The sequence below is a fragment of the Micromonospora sp. NPDC048935 genome (assembly GCF_043197875.1).
Taxonomy (GTDB): Bacteria; Actinomycetota; Actinomycetes; order Mycobacteriales; family Micromonosporaceae; genus Micromonospora.
In genome coordinates, this window is sequence record NZ_JBICTZ010000004.1 from 94,964 (window position 1) to 111,985 (window position 17,022).

Consider the following 17,022-nt stretch of genomic DNA (forward strand, 5'->3'; position numbering starts at 1 on the left):
GGTCGGCCGGTCCGTTCGACCTGGCCCGACCCGCCAGGTGAACGTCTCAGTGGTTGAGGTAGGCGAGGACTGCGCGAACACGCCGGTTGGCGTCGTCGGCCGGCGGCAGGTGCACGTGGGCGAACACCACACCCAACGGTAGGCCCGGCAGTGCGGCGACCCCGGCGAGCAGGACACTTTCCAGGCCGAGCAGGCGGCGCAGCTGTGCGGGGGTCGCGCCAGCGGTGCGCAGCAGGGCCAGCTCGCGCAGGCGTTGACGTACCCCGAGCGTGACGGTGCCGGTGAGGACGAAGACGGCCGCGAACGCCGTGATACCGATGACGGAGCCGAAGATCGAGATGGGGCCGATGTAGTCGGGCAGGGCACCGGGCAGGTCGGCCCGGACCCGGTCGGCGCCGGTGAGCACCGGCGCGTCCCCGGCGACCCCTTCGACGGCTTCGCGGAGCGCGACCGGATCGGTGCCAGGTCTGGCCAGGATCGCCACCGCGGTCGGCCCGGGCAGCCCCGACACCGACGCCACGTCGGAATCGGCGAGGAACAGTGCGCCCTGGGCGGGCAATCCGTCCCGCCCGGCTGGCGCGGCGACACCGGACACGACAAGGGTACGGACGCCGGTCTTCGTGGTGACGACGAGACGTCCACCAACAGTGGTGCCCGAGCGGTTGGCAAGGTCGGCGTCGATCACGACCTGGCCCGGACCGGGCGCCTCGCCGGTGCGCAGCGAGTACGGGGTCAGCTGTGCGGAACCCCACCCGTGTCCGATCACGGGAGCGTCATCGGCACCGCGCAGTCGCAGCCCGTGCGGCGTGCCTGCCTGGACCGGGAAGGCGACGTCCGCGGTCGCGGCCGCGACGCCCGGAAGGTCGTCCAGCCGACCGGCGAGGTCCGTCGGCAGCGTGCCGGCGCCGGTGAGCTTCTCGGACTTGACCTTGACCTTGACCTTTACCTTGTCCTTCTTCTGCTTGGTGGTGCGCTTCTCCACTGTCACGTCGCGGTCGCCCGACACGACGATCGGCGCCGCCGCGAACCGGTCGGCCGGCGGCTTCGCGGTGAGCACGGAGGCGAGCAGCAGACCGCCGCCGGCGAGTAGGGCCACGGCGAGCAGCGCGGCGAAGAACGTGCCCGCGTAGGCGCCGCGGTGCTGGCGCAGCGTGCCGAGAGCGAGCCGGATCATCGGACGGTCACCGCCATCATCTGTGCCGCGATCTTCTCGGCGGTGGGGTCGGCTAGCTCCGTGACGATCCGCCCGTCGGCGAGGAAGACCGCGCGGTCGGCCCACGCCGCCGCGGCCGGGTCGTGGGTGACCATGACGATCGTCGTGCCGACACCGTCCACCGCTTCGCGCAGCAGTTGGAGTACCTCGCGGCCGGTCGACAGGTCCAAGGCCCCGGTCGGTTCGTCGGCGAAGATGACCTCCGGTCGGCCGGCCAGGGCGCGGGCGAGGGCGACCCGCTGCCGCTGACCGCCGGACAGGTGGCCGGGCCGAGCGTTCTCCCGTCCCGTGAGCCCGACGCGGCGAATCACCTCCTGCGCCCACTTCCGGTCCGGTCGTACCCCGGCCAGCCGCTGCGGCAGCAGGATGTTGTGCCAGACCGACAGCGAATCCATCAGGTTGTACGACTGGAAGACGAAGCCGACCCGCTGCCGCCGTGCCTGGGTGAGCTGCGGTTCACGCAGCCCGCCGATGTCCTGGCCGGCGAGGAGTACCCGTCCGCTGTCCGGCCGGTCCAGGCCCGCCGCGCAGTGCAGGAGCGTGGATTTGCCCGAGCCCGACGGGCCCATCACGGCGGAGAACGAACCGGCCTCGAAGGCGACCGACACGCCGTCCAACGCCCGGACACCGCCCCCGCCCGGATAGGTCTTCGTCACGTCGAGTACTTCGACGACGACCGGCCCTCGACCGGCTGTCACATCGCTGTTTCGCATAGCGGAAAGCCTGGTCGAGGCGGCGTTTCTGGAACACACGGCGGCCCATGACCTCGGTGGTGGGGAAACCCCTACCACCGGCGACGTCTACACGAATTGGACACGAACGACTACTCTCGGTGTCTCGCAGGCTCTACCGGCAGCGAGGTGCGCATGAACTCAGGCAGTTCGCAGTCCCGGCTCCGCTCGGTCGCGACGACGCTGGCGGTCGCCCTCACCCTCACCCTGGCAGCCGCCGCCGGCTGCGACAGCCGGCAGGAACCCGACCTGCCGTCCGTGCAGCAGAAACTCCGTGAGTCGCACATCTACCGGCAGGCACAGCTGCGCATCGGCGTCGCCACCAAGGAACCGTTGATGGGCGACCTGCGCAACGGTCAGCACGTCGGCTTCGACGTCGAGATCGGCAGGTACATCGCCGCCTCCCTCGGCTACGAGGGCGAGCAGCGGCTGGAGTTCGTGTCGGTGGCCACCGAGAGCCGGATCCCCGCCTTGCAGGGCGGCACCGTCGACCTCGTGGTGTCCAGCTTCTCCATGACCGAGGAGCGCGAAAAGCTTGTCAGTTTCGCCGGCCCGTACTTCGTGACCACACAGGAGGTGATGGTGCCGGTCCGTCTCAAGGACAAGATCCGCACCATCGAGAACCTGCGCGAGCCGGTCTACCGGGTCTGCACCAGCGGCGGTTCCACCACCGAGGCCGAGTTGGAGAAGCATGGGGTCAAGACGTTCGTGGTGAAGGACGTCAAGGACTGCGTCGACGGCATTCGCGGCGGCAGGTACGACGCGGTCAGCTCGGACGAGACGATCCTCGCCGGCTTCCTGGCCACCTACCCCAAGGAGTTCGAGGTCGTCGACATGCCCTTCGGCACCAGCGAGCTGCTGGGCATCGGCGTGCCGATCGGCGACCCCGCCCTGCGTGACCTGGTCGCGTACTTCCTCCAGAAGAGCTACGAGCAGGGCCGCAACGGGCAGGCGAGCCCCTGGCAGAGCGCGTACAACCGCACCCTGGGCCCGTGGCTGAAGGTGGAGAAACGTCAGCCCCAGCCGCTGAAGGTGCCGCAGCTTGTCGACTTCGACGACAAGGCGCCGTCGAGGTGAGCACGGCGTCGACCGCGACCGGCGCGGACGGCCCGGTGCCGCCACCCCGCGCGTCCGTGCCGGGTGCGGGGGCCACGCCGGCCTTCGACGGTACGGCCGCAGCCGAACCGCCGGTTGCTGGGGTGGACCGCGCTGGGGTGGACCGTGCTGGCTGGCCGGTCGGCGTGCCGGTCGCCGAACCAGCCGAACCGGTCGTCGCCGACGTCGAGCCCGGGCGGGTCCGTTGGGATCCGGCCGAGCGACGCGCCCGCGCCAGCCAGTCCTTCTGGACCGCGCTGGTGGGCGTACCGGCGATCTTCTCGGTGCTCCGCCTCGGGGTGGAGGCGGGCGGCGAGCTTCAGACGACACTGCTGCTGGTGGCCAACGTCGGGCCGGTCAACCTGCTCGCCGGCTTCCTGACCACGGCGGCCCGGCTGCTCTCCACCGGAATGGTCGCCGTCTTCGCGCTCGGGGCGGTGCTGGCCGTGGGTGCGAACCAGTTGCCACCGGGGACCCGCCGGCGTCCGCTCTTCGCCCGCTGGGCCGACCTCACCCCGGCCTGGGTGGTGCTGGCCAGCTTCCTGCTCGCCCTGATCACGTGGCCGCTGCTCTACCTGCCGCTGCTGCTGCCGGCGTTCGCGGCAGCGTTTCAGCTCCGCCCCGGGCGGCTGCACGAACGGGTGCTGCCCCGGCTGCTCATGATCGTCGCGCTGCTCGCCGGGTACGCCTGGCTGCTGCTGCCCACGCTGCGCGACGCCGGCAGGCAGGGCGTGCTGTTGGTGCTGGCGCTTCTCGCGGTGCCGCCGCTGCTGGCCCTGTTCGTCGCGGGGCCGTTGCCCGGCCTGGTGATCCGGCCGCTGGCCTCGGTGACCGAGGTGGCGGTGCTGGCCATGCTCGTGTGGGCCGCGGTGCCGGTGATCAGCACACCGGTGCTGCCGCTGACGGTCACGACCGTGGGCGCGGAGAGCGGACCCACCGAGGACGTACGCGGGCACGTGATCACCACCGACGACGTCAACATGGTGATCCTCCAGGAGCGGGGTGGTGTGCGGTACGTGCCTGTCGATTTGGTCCGCGCGCAGGTGCTCTGCCCGAGTGAGGAGGAGCTGCCCCGGTACCGGCTGCGCATCCGTGACTTCCACGTGGAGGACTCGCTGCTGGAGGGCATGGGCCGCCGGGTCCGCCCGGTGCACCGCATCGACGCCGCCTGCCGGATTCCCGGTTGATGTCGTCCAGGACACTCGCATATACATTTCGACTGTATATACTGCGACGATGACTAGGGCTTCCCTGCACGAATCGACATACCTGATCCTCACCGCGCTCGTCGAGGCCCCTCGGCACGGCTACGCCGTCCTCGACGAGGTCCGCCGGATCTCCGACGGGCGTGTCGACCTGCGCGCCGGCACCCTCTACGCGGCGCTGGACCGGCTGCGTACCGAGGGCCTCGTCGACATCGAGCGCGAGGAGCAGGTGCAGTCCAGGTTGCGCCGGTACTACCGCCTCACCGCCGCCGGGGCGCAACGCCTGGCCGAAGAATCGGCACGCCTGCGGAGCAACGCCGACGCGGCGAGTGTGCGGCTGCGCCGTGCCGGCCTCATCTTCGAAGGCGGTGCGGCGTGACGTTGCACCAGGCATACCGGTGGCTGCTGGCCTGTTATCCCCGCGCGTACCGGCGGCAGTACGAGGACGAGTTGCTCGGGGTGTTGCTGGACGACGCCGCGCCGGGCCAGCGCAGGCCGACGGCACGAGACGTGTCCGCCCTGCTCGGTGGGGCGGTTCGGGCGCACGTACGCCAGGTTGGCACCCGATTCTCGATCGACGCGTGGCGGGACGCGGCGCAGGTGCTGGGCCTGATCGCCGCGCTGCTGCTGTTCGTGCGCGCCGCTCGCGTGCCGGTGCTGCACCTCGCCATGGTCGCGGACAGCTATCCCGCCGGGATCGGTGAGGAGTTCGCCCTCTGGCCGGGTTGTCTCGTGGCGGCGCTGTGGCTCGTCGTGGCGGTGTCGGCCGCATTCGGGTGGGGCCGGGCGGCAGCCGCCATCGCCGTCGGCGGCGCGGCGTACGAGGTGGTTCGGGTCGCCGAGGTCTACGGACAGTATTCGACGGTCCGCAACCTCTGGCCCGCCGTGCTCGCCGCGATGGTCCCGTTGGCACTCGCCCTCCGCGCTCCCCGTCCCGTCCCGGCTGTCCTCGCCCGCTGGCGGCTCGGCACGCTCGCGGCGGCGACGGTGGTAAGCGTCGGCGCTCCGAGCATCGCCATGCTGACCGGCGCCGACGACTCGACGTCGCCCATCTACGGCACGTGGATCTTCACGGTCGGCGTCGGCCGGGTCGAGGCGATCCTGCTGATCGTGGGATACCTGCTCTTCGCCCTTGCCGTCCTGTCGACGCCGACGGCGCTCCGGCTGCGCCTGCTCGCGCTCGTCGTCCCGGTGGGCGTCACGCTGCTGCTCACCCGGGTGGGGCTCGGGACCACCGGCACGTACCTGGAACGGTCCACCCACGACGGTGTCCTCGACGCGCTCACCTGGGCGCAGTGGTCGACCCTGGTGCTGGTGCCCGCGCTGCTCTTCGCGGTGGCCGTCGCCATCCTGCACCGTCGCGAGCGTCCGGGCCCGGAGCAGCCTGCCTAGGCAGGGCACGGGCCACGGGTGATCGACACGGTTTTCCTGAAGTCGGGGCATCGATGGGCCTTGGACACCCCGGAATCAAGGAAACCGAGTCCATCACCCGGCCGGGCGGACCGCCCGGGCTGGCCGGCCCGGGCCGGCCTGGGCGGTCCGGTTCAGTAGGACTTGTCCTGGCCGAGGACGTGTTGGGCGACGAAGTTGAGGATCATCTCTCGGCTGACCGGGGCGATTCGGCCGGCCCGTACCGCGCCGAGCAGGGTCGCCACCCCGTACTCGGTGGTCATGCCGGCCCCGCCGAGCACCTGGACGGCGGTGTCGACGGCGAGCGCGGCGGCCTCCCCGGCCGCGTACTTGGCCATGTTGCCAGCCACCCCGGCCTCCAGGTCGCGGCCCGCGTCGTAGAGGGTGGCGGCCTTCTGGATCATGAGTCGGGCCAGCTCCACCTGCACCGCAGCGTGTGCCAGCGGATGTGACACGCCCTGGTGCGAACCGATGCTCCGACCACCCCAGACCTTGCGGGTGGCGGTGTACCCGCTGGCCCGCTCGATGGCGTACCGGCCGGTACCGGCACCCATCGCGGCCACGGTGATCCGCTCCGGGTTGAGCCCGGCGAAGAGCGCCGGCAGGCCGGCGTCCAGCGACTCACCGAGCAGCGCGTCGGCGGGCACCCGCACGTCGTCCAGGTAGAGCAGGAACTGGTTCTCCGGGGAGACGATCTCCATGTCCAGCTTGGAGCGGGTCAGCCCGGCGGCGTCGGTCGGAACGAGGAACAGCGCCGGCTTGAGCTTGCCGGTGGAGGAATCCTCGGTGCGGGCCACCACCAGGACGTGGCCGGCCTCGTCGACCCCGGAGATGTAGCACTTGCGGCCGTTGAGCAGCCACCCGTCACCGTCGCGGCGGGCCACGGTGCCGAGTCGGTGGAAGTTGGAACCGGCCTCCGGCTCGGTGATCGCGAAGACGATCTTCTGGGTGCCGTCGGCGAGGCCGGGCAGGTGCCGCTTGCGCTGCTCCTCGGTGCCGTGTCGGCTGAGCACGGTGCCCGCGATCGCGGGGGAGACCACCAACAGCAGCAACGGGCAGCCGGCGGCGGCCAACTCCTCGCAGACGATGGCCAGCTCGGTGATGCCTCCGCCACCGCCGCCGTACTCGGTGGGGATGTTGACCCCCAGGTAGCCGAGCCGTCCCGCCTCCGCCCACAGCTCGGTGGTGTGTTCGCCGGCCTTGGCCTTCTCGACGAAGTAGCCGTGGCCGTAGCGGCGACCCAACGCCCGCACGGCGTCGCGAAGCTGGTCCTGTTCGGGGGTGAGGTCGAAGGTCATCACAAGTCCTCTCTTCAGTTGTCGATGACGGCCAGCACGGCGCCGGTGCGCACCTGACCTCCGGCCGGCACCGGCAACTCGGCGACCACGCCGTCGGTCGGGGCGAGCACGGGATGTTCCAGCTTCATCGCCTCCAGGGTGAGCAGCGGATCGCCGGCCGCGACCCGCTGGCCGACCTCGACGTGCACCCTGGTCACCGCGCCGGGCAGCGGCGCGAGCAGCGACCCGGCGGCCACCGCCGCCGTGGGTGGCGGGAGACGCGGCAGCTCGACCAGGCTCGCCGCCCCGTCCGGGCCGTCCACGAAAACCGCGGACCCCACCCGGTGTACGCGGTACGCGCACCGCACCCCGTCGACGTCGAGCACCACCCGGCCCGGGGCGGCCTCGACAAGCGCCACGACCGACCGTCCGGCGACCGGGCCGATACCGGCAGGACCCGTGGCGGTGGGTTCAGCGGCGGCACGGTCGGCGGAGGCGGTGCGGTCGGCGGCGGTGGGGCTGGTGGCGGCCGGGTCGGTGGACCACTCGGCGAGCCCGCCCGTGCGGTCCAGCCGGTAGCGGACCTCGATCTCGCCGTTCGGACCGCCGAACCGGGTGACCTGCGGGACGGCCGGCACGTTGCGCCAGCCCGACGGCAGCCCGGCCAGCACCTTGGCCTCGGCGCGGCGGCCGGTGGCGGCCGCGAGGGCCGCGGCGAGCGCCACCAGCGGAAGCTGGTCGGCGGGAAGCAGTGGTGCGAACACCTCCGGATGCCGGTCCAGGAATCCGGTGTCGATCTCCACGGCGGCGAACGCGGGGCTGCGCAGCACCCGGACCAGCAGGTCCCGGTTGGTGGTCACCCCGTGCAGCTCGGCTCGGGCCAGCGCGGTGGACAGCAGCCGGGTCGCCTCCGCGCGGGTGCGACCCCAGGCGGTCAGCTTCGCCAGCATCGAGTCGTAGTGCACCCCGACCACCGAGCCGGCCACCACCCCCGAGTCGAGCCGCAGGCCCGGCCCGGCCAGCCCACCGAACTCGGCGGCCACCCGGGGGACCGCGAACCGGTGCAGCGTCCCGGTGGCCGGCCGCCACCCCGCAGCCGCGTCCTCGGCGCACAGGCGTACCTCGATCGCGTGCCCGGTGCTGACCGGCAGGCTCGCCGGCAGGGGCTCGCCCTGGGCGACGAGTAGTTGCCAGCCCACCAGGTCCAGACCGGTGCACAGCTCGGTGACCGGGTGTTCCACCTGAAGGCGGGTGTTCATCTCCAGGAAGAAGAACTCCCCGCCCGGGGCGAGCAGGAACTCCACAGTGCCCGCCCCGACGTAGTCGACGGCGCGACCGGCGGCCACCGCCGCCTCGTGCAACGCCGTACGCACCCGTTCCGGAACGACAGCCGGCGCCTCCTCGACGATTTTCTGGTGTCGGCGCTGGATCGAGCACTCCCGGTCGCCGAGGGCCACCACCCGACCGTGGGTGTCCCCGAAGATCTGCACCTCGACGTGGCGGCCGCGCTCGACGTACCGCTCGATGAAGACCGTGCCGTCGCCGAACGCCGCAGCCGCCTCGCGGCTCGCCGAGGCGACGGCCTCGGCCAGCTCGTCGGCCTCCCGGACGATTCGCATCCCCCGCCCGCCGCCACCGGCGGACGCCTTCACCAGGACCGGAAAGTCGGTGATCGCATCGGTGTCGGTCCAACTGGGCAGCATCGGCACGCCGGCCTCGGCGAGCAGCGCCTTCGCGGCGAGCTTGTCGCCCATCGTGGCGATCACCTTGGCCGGCGGGCCGACCCAGGTCAGCCCCGCGTCGGTCACCGCCGCCGCGAACTCGGCATTCTCGGCGAGGAAGCCATACCCCGGGTGGACGGCGTCCGCGCCACAGCGCCGGGCCGCGTCCAGGATCAGCTCGACCCGCAGGTACGTCTCGGCGGGCGTGTCCCCGGGCAGCCGGACCGCGTAGTCGGCCTCGGCGACGAACGGCGCGTCGGCGTCCGCGTCCGAGTGCACGGCCACCGTCTGCACGCCGAGCGCCCGGCAGGTCGCGAAGACCCGGCGGGCGATCTCGCCGCGATTGGCCACGAGCAGTCTGTTGATCATGAGTGGCCCCTCTACATCCGGAAGACGCCGAAGCCGGTGGCACCGCGCACCGGACCGCTGTGGATCGCCGAGAGGCAGAGCCCGAGGACGGTACGGGTGTCCCGCGGATCGATCACCCCGTCGTCGTAGAGCCGGCCGGACAGGAAGAGCGCGCCGGACTGCGACTCGATCTGCTGCTCGACCATCATCCGCATCGCGGTGTCGGACTCCTCGTCGAAGGAGCGCCCCCGGGCGGCGGCGGCCTGCCGGGCCACGATGGACAGCACCCCGGCGAGCTGCGCCGGGCCCATCACCGCCGACTTCGCGTTCGGCCAGGTGAACAGGAACCTCGGCTCGTACGCCCGACCGCACATGCCGTAGTTGCCGGCCCCGTACGAGGCGCCCAGGTTGACGGTCAGGTGCGGCACCGTCGAGTTGGACACCGCATTGATCATCAGTGCGCCGTGCTTGATGATGCCGCGCTGCTCGTACTCGGTGCCGACCATGTAGCCGGTGGTGTTCTGGAGGAAGATCAACGGGGTGTCCGCGGCGTTCGCGAGCTGGATGAACTGGGCCGCCTTCTGCGCCTCCGCACTGAACAGCACACCCCGGGCGTTGGCCAGCACGCCCACCGGGTAGCCGTGCAGCTCGCCCCAACCGGTGACAAGCGCGTCCCCGTACGCCGGCTTGAACTCGTCGAAGTCACTGCCGTCCAGGATCCGGGCCAGCACCTCCCGAGGGTCGAACGGCACCTTCAGGTCGGCGCTGACGATGCCGAGCAGCTCCTCCGGGTCGTACTTCGGCGGCTGCGGCACCGCCGTCCGGGGCGACGGCCCCTGCTTGCGCCAGTTCAACCGGCGGACACACTGCCGGGCCAGCCGGATGCCGTCCCGCTCGTCGGCGGCCAGGTAATCGGCCAGCCCGGATGTGCCGGCGTGCATCACGGCCCCACCCAGCGACTCGTCGTCGGTGACCTCGCCGGTCGCCATCTTCACGAGCGGCGGCCCGGCCAGGTAGACCTGCGACCAGTCCCGGATCATGATCACGTGGTCGGACATCCCCGGCACGTACGCGCCACCGGCCGTGGCGTTGCCGAAGACCACGCTGACCGTGGGGATGCCCGCCGCCGAGAGCCGGGTCAGATCGCGGAACACCCGCCCGCCCGGGATGAAGATCTCCGCCTGGGTGGGCAGATCCGCCCCGGCCGACTCGACCAGGTTGACCATCGGCAGCCGGTTGGCCAGGGCGATCTCACCGGCCCGCCGGGTCTTGGCAAGCGACCACGGGTTGACCGCGCCGCCGCGTACCGTCGGGTCGTTGGCGACGATCAGACACTCCACGCCCTCGACCACCCCGATGCCGGTGACGACGCTGGCCCCGACCGGGAAGTCGGTGCCGTACGCGGCGACCGGCGACAGCTCCAGGAACGGGCTGTCCGCGTCCACAAGCAGCTCGATCCGCTCACGGGGGAGCAGCTTGCCGCGTTCGTGGTGTCGGGCGACGTACTTCTCACCACCACCGGCCCGCGCCTGGTCCAGCGCGGCATCCAACTCGGCCAGCCGTTCCCGCAGTGCCGCCCGGTTCGCCGCGTACCCGGGCGCGGCCGGGTCGATCGCGCTGTCCAGGATGCTCACAGGCCCATGCCCTTCGCGATGATCTCGTTCATGATTTCGGTGGTGCCGCCGCCGATGCCGAGGATCCGGGCATCGCGGTAGTGCCGCTCCACCTCCGCGTCGCGTAGGTAGCCGAAGCCACCGTGCAGTTGCAGCGCCTGGTCGACGACGTGGTCGCAGGCGGCCACCGCCACGTTCTTGGCCATCGCCACCTCGGTCACCACCGGCTCGCCCGCCGCCACCCGGGTGGCCACCTCGTGCACGTACGACCGGGCCGCCTCGGCGCGGGTGTGCATCTCGGCCAACCGGTGCCGGATCAACTGCCGGCTGGCCAGCGGACGCCCGAAGGTCTCCCGGTCCCGACACCAGCGCGTCGCCAGCTCGACGCAGCGCTGCGCCGTCGCGTACGCCTGGGTCGCCAGCGAGAGCCGCTCGGTGGCGAAGTGCTGCATGATCGCCAGGAAACCGGTGTTCTCCGTGCCGATCCGATTGGCGGCCGGCACCCGCACGTCGACGAACGACAGCTCGGCGGTGTCCGAGCAGTGCCAGCCCAGTTTCTCCAGCCGCCGCCCCACGCTGAACCCCGGCAACCCCTTGTCGATGACCAGCAGGGTCAGTTCGCCGCTGCCGGGAAAGTCGGTGCAGACCGCAGTGGTCACGAAGTCGGCCCGGTGCCCGCTGGTGATGTACGCCTTCGACCCGTTCACCACGTAGTGGTCGCCGTCGCGGCGGGCGGTCGTGCGGATGCCTGCCACGTCGGAGCCGCCGTCCGGCTCGGTGATGGCCAGGGCGCCGATCATCGTGCCGGCCAGGGTGGGCCGGACGTACCGCTCGATCAGACCGTCGTCGCCCGGGGACGCGGTGCCGCCGAGCCGGCCGCCCAGCGAGCCACCGGAGCGGGCGCCGGCCGCCGCCACCATGTGCGGCAACGCGATGCCGTGCGTGAACAGGGCCGCCACCAGTCCGGACGAGCCGCCGGAGCGGATCACCTCCTCGGTCACGATGATCGAGTCGAGCAGGTCACCGCCGCTGCCACCGACCGACTCGGGAAAGCCGACGCCGAGCAGGCCGAGCTTCGCGGCGGTCGCGTGCAGCGCCCGGGGCACCTCGCCGGCCCGCTCCCAGTCGTCCAGGTGCGGCAGCACCTCCCGGGTCACGAAGGAGCGGGTCAGCTCGCGTAGTTGCCGCCGCTCCGGCGTGTCCACGATGGTCACGACGTCACCCCGGCGGGCAGGTCGACGAGCCGGGCGCGCAGCAGCTCGCCGAGCGCCTTGGCCTGCGGGTCGAACCGGGTGGACGCGGCCACCCCCGCCCCGAGCAGCCCTTCGATCACGAAGTTGAGCGCGCGCAGGTTGGGCAACTCGTAGCGCCGCACCGACAGCGGCGCGGTCTCCGGCACCAGCGTGGCCAGCCGCTCGACCGTCAACCAGGTGCGCAGCCACGCGTACCCGGCGTCGGTTCGCGCCCAGACACCGAGGTTGGCATCCCCACCCTTGTCCCCGGAGCGTGCGCCGACCACCTCGCCGAGCGCACCGCGCCGGGTCGGACCGTCGACCGCCGCGTACGGGACAGTCCCGTCCGAGGCAGCAGCGGAATCGGAGGCGGCGGCGGAGGCGGTGCGGATCGGCGGGGCGATCGGCACCCGCTCACCGCCGGGAAGCACCGCGACGTGCGCCACCGCGGTCTGCGGCACCGCGTCGGCGGTGAAGACGCCGTACGGTGTCGCGTCGCCCGGCAGGGTGGTCAGCGTGCAGCCCGGGTACGAGGCCAGCGCCAACTCCACCGCGGCGGCCGAGAAGGCCCGCCCGGCCCGCGCCCGGTCGCCGTCCCGCAGGTGTACGTGCAGCAGCGCGCTGGCGGCCTCGGTGTCGGCGGCGTCGGCGTGGTCGGTCCGGGCCAGCGTGAACTCCAGCCCGTCCTTGCCCACCGCCTCCTCGACCTGCCCCCGGACCAGCGCGGCCTTCGCCTCGATGTCGAGCCCGCAGAGGACGAACGTCATCGAGTTGCGGAAGCCGCCGAGGTTGTTGACGCCGACCTTGAGTGTGGCCGGTGGCGGCGTACCCCGGACACCGGAGACCCGGACCCGGTCCGGCCCGTCGGGGCGCAGTGTCACCGTGTCCAGTCGGGTCACCACGTCCGGGCCCAGGTACGCGGGCCCCCCGATCTCGTAGAGCAGTTGGGCGGTGACCGTCTCCACGGTGACCGCACCACCGGTGCCGGCATGCTTGGTGAGCACCGTCGAACCGTCGGGGTGCACCTCGGCGATCGGAAATCCGGGTCGGTGCCCACCGTCGGGCAGCTCCGTGAAGAAGCTGAAGTTGCCGCCGGTGACCTGTGCGCCGCACTCGACGAGGTGCCCCGCCACGGTGGCCCCGGCCAGTTCGTCGAGGTCGTCGCGGCCCCATCCGTACCGGGCGATGGCCGGGCCGACGACCAGCGAGGCGTCGGTGACCCGTCCGGTGACCACCACGTCCGCTCCGCCGTCTAGGCAGGCCGCGATTCCGAACGCGCCGAGGTAGGCGTTCGCGCTCAACGCGTCCGGTCGCTGGATGGTGTCGCCCTCGACGTACCCGACCCTGGCCGGCAGGCCGAGCCGGGCGGCGAGTGCGGTGATCGCGGCGGCCAGGCCGGCCGGGTTCAACCCGCCGGCGTTGGTCACGATCCGCACCCCGCGTTCCAGGGCGGTGCCGAGGCACGTCTCCAGTTGACGCAGGAACGTCTTCGCGTAGCCCAGGTCGGGGTCGCGCAGCCGATCCCGGGCGAGGATCAGCATGGTCAGCTCGGCCAGGTAGTCACCGGTCAGCACGTCCAGCTCGCCGCCGTCGAGCATCTCTTGCCAGGCGGTGAAGCGGTCGCCGTAGAAGCCGGAGGCGTTACCGATGCGGATCATGCCGGCACTCCGTGGCGGCCGGTCGGTTGCCGGCCGTCACCCGGCGGCCCGGCGAACGCCTGCGCCACGTCGAGCCACTCGTCGGCGACCGGCCCGGTGGCGACCAGGGCGAGGTCCGCGCGGTGTCGGCGCTGGGTGACAAGCAGGCAGAAGTCCAGGGCGGGCCCGCTCAGCCGGTCGGGGGCGTCCGCCGGCCCCCAGGTCCAGATGTCGCCACCGGGCCCGACCAGTTCGACCCGGACCGGCGTCGTCGGGATGTCCCGGCCGCGGGCGGCAAAGCCGTGCCCGAGGGTACGCACACCGAGGTGCGCGACGTGCCGGAGCCGGTCGCTGTCGGGGCGGACCACGCCGAGGGCGTCGGCCACGTCCGTGCCGTGTGCCCAGGTCTCCATGATCCGGGCGGTGGCCATCGAGGTGGCCGACATGCGGGTGCCGTACCAGGGCAGTTTGCCCCCGGCCGGAACGGCGGCGAGTGCGTCGCCGAGCGCGGTTCGCCCGGCCCGCCAACGGGCGAGCAGTTCGGCCGGTGGGGCGAGGAACTCCTCGGCGCCGACGTCGACGAGCCGGGTCACGTCCGGTGCGGCGGTCACCGTCGCGTAGAACGCCTCGGGGTCGGTCGCGGCCAGCAGCGCGACGTGGTCGGTCCAGGCGAGGTGGGCGATCTGGTGCCCGATGCTCCAGCCCGGCGCGGGCGTCGGCCTCGCCCAGTCGGCGGTGGGCAGTGGTGCCACCAGGGCGTCCACCTGCGCGGACTCGTCGGCCAGGTCCGTGAGCAGGTCGCTGAGGTCGACCATGGTGCCTCCGGTCGGTGATGGCCGGTGCGGCCGGCGGTCAGGGCGTGAGGAGGGTGGCGAGTTGACGCTTCCAGGTGCTCAGCAGGGCGGTGCGGCGGGTGGAGTCGTCGTTGAGCAGGTTGGCCACCCCGAGCCCGCGGAGCAGGTCGAGGGTGGCCTGCACCGCCTCTCGGACGCCGGGTCGGCGTTCGTCGACGCCGAGCAGAGCGACGGTGAGCCGATGCATCTCCCGGCCGACGGTGGCCTCCAGCGGCACCAGGGCGTCCCGTAGTTCGCGATCGGTGCGGGCGGCGACCCAGAGCTCCAGAGCCGCCACGAACAGCGGCCCGGTGAACGCCACGCCAAGCAGGTCGATCACCCGGTCCAGTCGCTGTGGGCCGGCCGGCAGTGCCTCGGCCTCCACCCGCAACTCGTCCGCCCGGCGCTCGGCGAGATGTGCCACGGCGGCTGTCACCAGCGCGGCCCTGGTCGGGTAGTGGTGCAACTGGGCGCCGCGCGAGACCCCGGCCCGGGCCGCGACGACGGTGGTGGTGGTGCCGGACCAGCCGTGCTCGACCAGGCAGTCGACTGTCGCCTCCAGCAGGCGGGCCTGGGTGGCCCGGCTGCGCTCCTGCTGAGGAACACGCGTCGATGTGGTGGACACGGGGACAGCCTGCGCCCTGTAAAACAAACAGTCAAGACTGACTTTTTCTGGCCGCCGTTCCCCTCGCCTCCGGGGCGTCCGTGCCACAGCGGTCAGCGGCCAGGTCCGAAGGGCGGCCAGGTCCGAGGGGCGTCCTGGTTGCGGAGGTTGTTCTGGTTTGAGCCGCACGAGGTAGCGGTACGCCGAGCGATCGGCTTGAATCGTTCCGCATGGCTGTGGGCGTGCTGGCAGACGCGGGGGACGAACGGTCAATGGCGAACGAGCAGTACACCGACGGCACAGCACCTGACCCGGCGACCGCCGGCTCGGCTGCCGAGTTCGTGGCCCAGATGCGCGCGCTGCGTCAGTGGTCCGGGCTGACCATTCGACAGGTGTCGAAGAGGGCGCGGGATGCCGGCGACGTGCTCCCGCACAGCACCCTGAACACCGCCCTGGGCCGGGCCAACCTGCCGAGGGAGACGCTGGTCGCGGCGTTCGTCCGTGCCTGCGGGGGCGATCAGGCCACGGTGGCCCACTGGGTCGCCGCGCGCAAGGCGCTTGCCGCGGCCACCGCCGGCCAGCCCGAGCCGGTCGCCGTCGCAGTCGCCGCCGACCCGGGCATGGCCGATGCCGACTCGTTCGTCGACGAGTCGAGGGTCCGCCCGCCGTGGGGTTTGCTCGACGCGGTTCCACCCCTGCCGGCCGAGCTGGCGTCGGAACCCGGCTGGGGGCTCGACGGCCCGACACCGCCGGCAGCCGAGATCGCGGATCGCACCGGCGACCCGGCTGCCGGTGGGCAGCCTGTCGCCGCCACGTCCGGTGCTGGCCAGCCGGTCGTCGCGGATGCGCGGGGTGCCGCCGATCAGCTTGTCGCCGTCGCGGCGGGCATCGGTGCGTCGCACGGGTCGGTCGCGACCGGGCCGAGTCCCGTTGGCGAGGGCGGGCGTGCGCCGGGTGACGAGTCCGCCCCGAGCCGCGAGCCCGACCCGGCGGGAGGGCGGCCCGAGCCCGCCGCCGACGAGTCGACGCCCACCGAGGACCGGCCGGTCCGTCCCCTCCTCTACGCCGATGGACCGCTGGCCACGGCCGTGAAGGGCCGGCGCAACAGCGCCTGGTCGGGGCTGCACCGCAAACGTGCCCCGGACGCCGACGCCGCCGCCGCACCACTGCGGCTGCGGGACTTCGTGCCACCGCTGGCCTTCCGGTTCGGCCGACCGACACGCGCACTCCTCGGCGTACTGGTGCTGCTGCTGATCGTGGTGGCCGGCGGCATGGTGATCCAGACCCTGCGTGATCCCGATGTCGGGGACGATCCCCCGCCGGTGCTGGCCGAGCCGACGGCCAGCCTCGACGTCGACGTGCAGCTGCCGCCCGCGGACGCTGGCGCGCCGACATCCAGCCCACGCCCGAGCCTGCCCCCGACCAGCGCCGCACCGACGGTCACCAGCCCCGCGCAGAGTGCACCCCGGTTGAGTGCGCCCAGGTCGTCTCCGCCCCAGGCGGCGCAGACCAGGGCGGCCACCACGCTGCCCGCCGCAGGCCAGTACCGGATGATGCCGGCAGCCACAGTCGGGCAGTCGTACTGCGTGGGCGTGGGTCCCGAGCCGGGGAACGACCGCCCGGAGGTGGCGACGCTCGTTCCCTGCGCCGAGGCCGAGCCGGCCACCAGCGAGCTGCGGAAGGTCGGCTCGAACACGTACCAGATCTACTGGGCACACCCGTCGGGAGGCGGTGGCTGCCTGCAGGTCGACCCCGACCCGAACGGCGAACCCTCGACCGTCGACGGACAACTGGTGGCGCCACGCAGCTACTGCAATCGCCCCGACCAACGCTTCATCCTCGAACCGGTCCAGACGAGCGGAGGTCAGGGTTACCGGCTGCACGCCACGACCGCACCGAACAGGTGCATCGGTCCGATCGGCGGTGGCCGGGCCGCGGGTACGGCGATCGCACAGGTGTCGTGCTTCAACGACAACGTGCAGGTGTTCCTCTTCAAGCGGTGACGCACTCCGGCCAGCCACTCGTACGCCCCGGGTGGTGGTCGTGGTCGGTCGATGCGACGCCCCGCTGAGAACGACCATGAGCTGCCCCTGACCGCCTGAT

At 72.3% G+C, this 17,022-nt stretch carries 14 protein-coding genes; 5 read left to right on the top strand and 9 right to left on the bottom strand.

Features of this window, described 5'->3' with window-relative positions:
* Positions 1-46: 46 nt before the first annotated feature.
* Both ACGFIW_RS13675 and ACGFIW_RS13680 read right to left on the bottom strand, forming a co-directional pair.
* A complete protein-coding gene (locus ACGFIW_RS13675; protein WP_393314288.1) occupies positions 47-1,174 on the bottom strand; it encodes an ABC transporter permease in 1,128 nt (375 codons plus the stop codon).
* Positions 1,171-1,926 carry an ABC transporter ATP-binding protein gene (locus tag ACGFIW_RS13680; RefSeq protein ID WP_393314291.1) on the bottom strand — a complete coding sequence of 252 codons (756 nt, stop codon included), beginning with the start codon at positions 1,924-1,926 and terminating at the stop codon, positions 1,171-1,173. Before ACGFIW_RS13680 ends, ACGFIW_RS13675 begins: the two co-directional genes overlap by 4 nt.
* A 153-nt stretch (positions 1,927-2,079) precedes the next feature.
* Here ACGFIW_RS13680 and ACGFIW_RS13685 point away from each other — a divergent pair, with 153 nt between their 5' ends.
* The 4 genes from ACGFIW_RS13685 to ACGFIW_RS13700 are packed head-to-tail and all read left to right on the top strand — an operon-like array spanning position 2,080 to position 5,636.
* Entirely contained in the window at positions 2,080-3,021 is a 942-nt protein-coding gene (locus ACGFIW_RS13685) for a transporter substrate-binding domain-containing protein (RefSeq protein ID WP_393314294.1), read from the top strand.
* Positions 3,018-4,226: a hypothetical protein gene (locus ACGFIW_RS13690; RefSeq protein WP_393314297.1), complete on the top strand. Its 1,209-nt coding sequence runs from the start codon at positions 3,018-3,020 to the stop codon at positions 4,224-4,226. Before ACGFIW_RS13685 ends, ACGFIW_RS13690 begins: the two co-directional genes overlap by 4 nt.
* 49 nt (positions 4,227-4,275) lie before the next feature.
* Positions 4,276-4,623 carry a PadR family transcriptional regulator gene (locus ACGFIW_RS13695; protein WP_393314300.1) on the top strand — a complete coding sequence of 116 codons (348 nt, stop codon included), beginning with the start codon at positions 4,276-4,278 and terminating at the stop codon, positions 4,621-4,623.
* Positions 4,620-5,636 carry a hypothetical protein gene (locus ACGFIW_RS13700; protein ID WP_393314302.1) on the top strand — a complete coding sequence of 339 codons (1,017 nt, stop codon included), beginning with the start codon at positions 4,620-4,622 and terminating at the stop codon, positions 5,634-5,636. Before ACGFIW_RS13695 ends, ACGFIW_RS13700 begins: the two co-directional genes overlap by 4 nt.
* 152 nt (positions 5,637-5,788) lie before the next feature.
* Here ACGFIW_RS13700 and ACGFIW_RS13705 read toward each other — a convergent pair whose 3' ends face one another.
* From ACGFIW_RS13705 to ACGFIW_RS13735, 7 genes are read right to left on the bottom strand one after another with little or no spacing between them, the layout of a single operon-like run.
* Positions 5,789-6,952 (bottom strand): acyl-CoA dehydrogenase family protein, encoded by a 1,164-nt coding sequence (locus ACGFIW_RS13705; protein ID WP_393314304.1) that lies wholly within the window; start codon positions 6,950-6,952, stop codon positions 5,789-5,791.
* A 14-nt stretch (positions 6,953-6,966) separates the two neighbouring features.
* Complete coding sequence (locus tag ACGFIW_RS13710) at positions 6,967-9,021, bottom strand: biotin carboxylase N-terminal domain-containing protein (RefSeq protein WP_393314307.1); 2,055 nt, start codon at positions 9,019-9,021, stop codon at positions 6,967-6,969.
* 11 nt (positions 9,022-9,032) lie between these two features.
* The gene (locus ACGFIW_RS13715) at positions 9,033-10,634 is read right to left on the bottom strand and encodes an acyl-CoA carboxylase subunit beta (protein WP_393314309.1); all 1,602 of its coding nucleotides are present in this window, start codon (positions 10,632-10,634) and stop codon (positions 9,033-9,035) included.
* A complete protein-coding gene (locus ACGFIW_RS13720; protein WP_393314312.1) occupies positions 10,631-11,827 on the bottom strand; it encodes an acyl-CoA dehydrogenase family protein in 1,197 nt (398 codons plus the stop codon). Before ACGFIW_RS13720 ends, ACGFIW_RS13715 begins: the two co-directional genes overlap by 4 nt.
* A complete protein-coding gene (locus tag ACGFIW_RS13725; RefSeq protein WP_393314314.1) occupies positions 11,824-13,503 on the bottom strand; it encodes an acyclic terpene utilization AtuA family protein in 1,680 nt (559 codons plus the stop codon). The genes ACGFIW_RS13720 and ACGFIW_RS13725 overlap by 4 nt, the downstream gene beginning before the upstream one ends.
* Positions 13,500-14,297 (bottom strand): TIGR03084 family metal-binding protein, encoded by a 798-nt coding sequence (locus ACGFIW_RS13730; RefSeq protein ID WP_393314317.1) that lies wholly within the window; start codon positions 14,295-14,297, stop codon positions 13,500-13,502. The genes ACGFIW_RS13725 and ACGFIW_RS13730 overlap by 4 nt, the downstream gene beginning before the upstream one ends.
* Positions 14,298-14,334: 37 nt before the next feature.
* Positions 14,335-14,940 (bottom strand): TetR/AcrR family transcriptional regulator, encoded by a 606-nt coding sequence (locus ACGFIW_RS13735; protein WP_393314320.1) that lies wholly within the window; start codon positions 14,938-14,940, stop codon positions 14,335-14,337.
* 251 nt (positions 14,941-15,191) lie between these two features.
* On the opposite strand from ACGFIW_RS13735, the gene ACGFIW_RS13740 reads away from it, so the two are divergent.
* Positions 15,192-16,922, top strand: a complete 1,731-nt coding sequence (locus ACGFIW_RS13740) for a helix-turn-helix domain-containing protein (protein WP_393314323.1) — start codon at positions 15,192-15,194, stop codon at positions 16,920-16,922.
* The last annotated feature ends 100 nt before the right edge of the window (positions 16,923-17,022 follow it).